The 3,491-nt window shown below is 43.3% G+C and carries 4 protein-coding genes; all 4 read right to left on the minus strand.

Annotation, left to right across the window (positions count from 1 at the left end; genetic code table 11):
• The coding region (locus tag ACJ28U_RS04075; protein WP_407618462.1) for a DUF4355 domain-containing protein at positions 1–462 on the minus strand (462 nt) is incomplete at its 3' end.
• A gap of 117 nt (positions 463–579) precedes the next feature.
• The gene (locus ACJ28U_RS04080) at positions 580–1,515 is read right to left on the minus strand and encodes a minor capsid protein (protein ID WP_407618463.1); all 936 of its coding nucleotides are present in this window, start codon (positions 1,513–1,515) and stop codon (positions 580–582) included.
• Complete coding sequence (locus tag ACJ28U_RS04085) at positions 1,502–3,049, minus strand: phage portal protein (protein ID WP_407618464.1); 1,548 nt, start codon at positions 3,047–3,049, stop codon at positions 1,502–1,504. Before ACJ28U_RS04085 ends, ACJ28U_RS04080 begins: the two co-directional genes overlap by 14 nt.
• Positions 3,050–3,057: 8 nt before the next feature.
• The coding region (locus ACJ28U_RS04090; protein ID WP_407618465.1) for a terminase large subunit at positions 3,058–3,491 on the minus strand (434 nt) is incomplete at its 5' end.

Consider the following 3,491-nt stretch of genomic DNA (forward strand, 5'->3'; position numbering starts at 1 on the left):
CTTAGGCGTCTTTTGTAGCAATCGCTTGTTCACTTCACGTTCAACTGCTTCATCAAAGGCCGTCTTGGTCACCTTGATGTTGTTTTGAATTTGTTCAGCATCATCAGCCATAACCATTTCAGCAAATTCAACTGGCAATCCCGAATTATTTAATTGATCGCGCGTTTCAATCAACAATTCCGAACGTTGCACCTTGCGTTCACGCTCTGCCAATTCGTTTTCTCGCTTCTTTGCCATCTCAGCAGAACGCTCATCCTTACTCAACTTAGCTAAGCGTTCTGCCTCATTCCTGGCATTTTCAACTTCAGCTTGCTTCTCGTTCTCCCACTTAGCCTTTTCAGCTGCCATCATCTTAGATAGTTCGCTTCGTGTGAACGTCTTCTCACTGTTGCCAGTTTCAGGTGTAGCGTCATTGTCCGCCACGTCCGTTACTTGCTCTTGGTCCTCAACTACTTCCGCCATTACAACTCCTTAACGTTTTACGCCCGCCGGCTATACTCGTTTTACGTCCGGCGACGAAACAACGTTCTTTAACGACTACGCTGGGAAAGTCAGGCAAAACAAAAACGCCTAACGAAATTAATCGTCAGACGTTTTGTCCAAATACTTATCAAACATTGCCAAGTCATCATCACTCGGCACAATACGACTACGGCAGTTCGGATGCATAGCCGGTGCGTTGTCACCAGATACAAAATCTGACAACTTGTGCACTGTACCGTTCAATCCACGGCAAACATTAGACGTCCGGTCATCCATCACCGCTACAAATTCATATTTCTTAAAACCCGAATCTTTATAACGACGTGAAATTGCTTGATTAGCAACGTAAGTTGATTCAGTTCGCACCAAACGTTCTGTCACATAACGTCCTGAACCCAGCTTCTTTGCCAATGCACGCGCCGTAACACGTGGGTTATCACCACGAATAGCTGCTTGAACCAACGCGTCCTTCAATGCATTGACCATCACATCCGCATTACGCCATATGCGCGTTGAGTAATTAGCACCACTCCATTGGCTAGACAATATCTCTTTGATTTCACGATTATTCAACGTTGAAACAGCTTGTCCAGCAACCGCAGCCCCATAAACATACTTACTTTCATTAGATAGATAATCAGTCAACGTGCCTTCCTGGCTATTCGTTGCTTGTATCATTGAGAATTCAAGTTCAAGCTTCAAAAGTTCAAGACGGTTAATCTTCGCCGTAACGTATTGCGCATTAAGCCTCTTGAGCGCTTCTGCGTCGTTTTGCAGACCTTTACGGTAATCATTCGCACGCTTCGCATAATCGTTTAAATCGGTCTCTCTGACCTGTTTAATGGCTTCTTCATAATCGAACCCGTTATCTTTGCCGTATCGGTCATAAAACTTATATATTTTATCGTTAATATCGGTCAGCGCATCCTGATAATACTTCATCAACTCATCATTGAGTTTAACTTCCTTCTTATCCAGCTTATCGAATATGCCGTCCATGCGTTTTGTCCAGTAATCTTTACTCGTCGCCATCTTCGCTTACACCTTCTTGATCAGGATTGGGATAATTATTGGTTTGACCGTTGAAAACAAACTGATTATCTGCTTTTTGCTTCTTCAAGCGCTTCAATTCCTCGTTCGCATCAACACCAGTGAATTGCTTCAGTAGTTCAAGTAACGTTTCATCACTGACAATGCCATACAAGCTCTGAACGTTAGCAATCAATTCATTCACGTTCTGTGGAATGTTTGGCGTGAACAAGATTTCCGTGTCATTGATGGCATCATAATTAACGCTTGAATTACCCTTGATACGCCAAACATTTACCGCTAAGCGCAAACGTCTCATAAGTCCACGTTCAAACAAACGTTCTTGTGTCACACGACGATTGTCGGCAGCCATCAGCTTATACTTCATTGCTTCACCAGACTGAACTCCCGAAAAGTTTTGGTCACTGGTATCTGGTGTAAACGTGAACCGCAGAATATCACCAACCAATCGGTCAATGTATGCCTTAGTACCGGCTGAGTCGTAAGTCTTTGTCAGATACTTGGCATCAGGTTCAGCACCGTTTTCGTCAGGATTGTCGTCCATAATCAACAAGCGGGCCTGCTTCATTTGCGCAACCACATTACCAATGAAGTTAGGATTTGGCATTTCCTTGCCGTCGTCGTCAACAATCACCGGGTTATCATCACTACCGGTGAATGGATTACCCTTAATCATCAACAGTGCATTGTTGAAATCTTCCTGAGTATTTGCCAATTCTGATTGGGCCAAATCATAAGCGTCGATTGTATCCAGAACAGCTTCATAAGCACCTGTCCTGTCCTCGTTGCTGGCATATTCAGTAACCGGCACACCGTCGAACTCGTGCGTTGTTTCCTCAACAAACTTCATGCCTCCAGCTTCTTGATTGTCATTGCGGTAGTAATACACCTTATCGTTCGTGTACACTTCAACAAAATCACGGAACCTACCTTCTTCGTATCGAACCCGGTAATACCGAACCGCAAACAACGAATTACGCTTTACAGTGTCGTCATATACAACAAAGACTTGCTCCGGGTTTAATCGGGCAAGCCTTACTTGAACGTTATTCTCATCACCGTCAACGTACACCAGCTCATAGGCCCGGCCATAAATTGACAGGTCAGTCTTAATTAGCACATTGTGGTAACTCTCATTGTTCTGTTTTGAAAAATCATCAATCTCTTCTTGTAACGTCTTATCTGCCGCATTTTTATAGACCACCGGCTTCCCCAGCATATAACTCTGCTCAAAAATCGTAATGTATCGTGCAAAATCACTGGCAATACGATTGTCTGCTGCTGTCTTATCCGACTTTGTCTCCTTATAACGAATATCATTGTCAGCAAGATAGTAACGCTTCAACGCTTTTAACCGGTTCACCTGCGACGACTTATGCCGGTTAATGAAACGATCTAACTGATTAATAAATCCTTCGGCCGCCGGGTCCATAATTGCATAATCATCAGCACTCATAAAAAATACGTCATTCGCATTAGGGTTAAATCGGCCTTTTCTCAAAAAATCAAAATTCATAACTGCTCCTATCCAAAGTACGTGCGTGCCTTTCTCAGCTTTTGTTCAAATGAATCGGCACTCTTAAGCGACTGCTTGTCGGCTGCGTAACGAACCGCGTCCAAAAAGTGGTTAAAACTATCAACAGGCTTGTTAATGTACTCGCCTGTCTTCTTATCTTTTTGCCACGTGTAATTGTCCAGCTCCTCAATCACCTGAAACAATCGCTCATCAACAACAATTTTGAATTGTTGTAAGTATTCAATACCGTGTCTAATACTGTCAGGTCCTTTGCGTGCCTTTGTTATACGGTCAATACCATCTTTGCGTATCTCAGCAATTGATTTTGGCTCGGCTGCATCAGCAATAATCGTTTCTTTGCTGTGTCCTAAGTCTTTAATCATCTGTGCTATCTCACCATTTAACATCCCCGTTTTACCGGTTGCTTCCAGGATATATAGCA

The sequence above is a fragment of the Weissella sp. MSCH1 genome (assembly GCF_045799135.1).
Classification (GTDB): domain Bacteria; phylum Bacillota; class Bacilli; order Lactobacillales; family Lactobacillaceae; genus Weissella.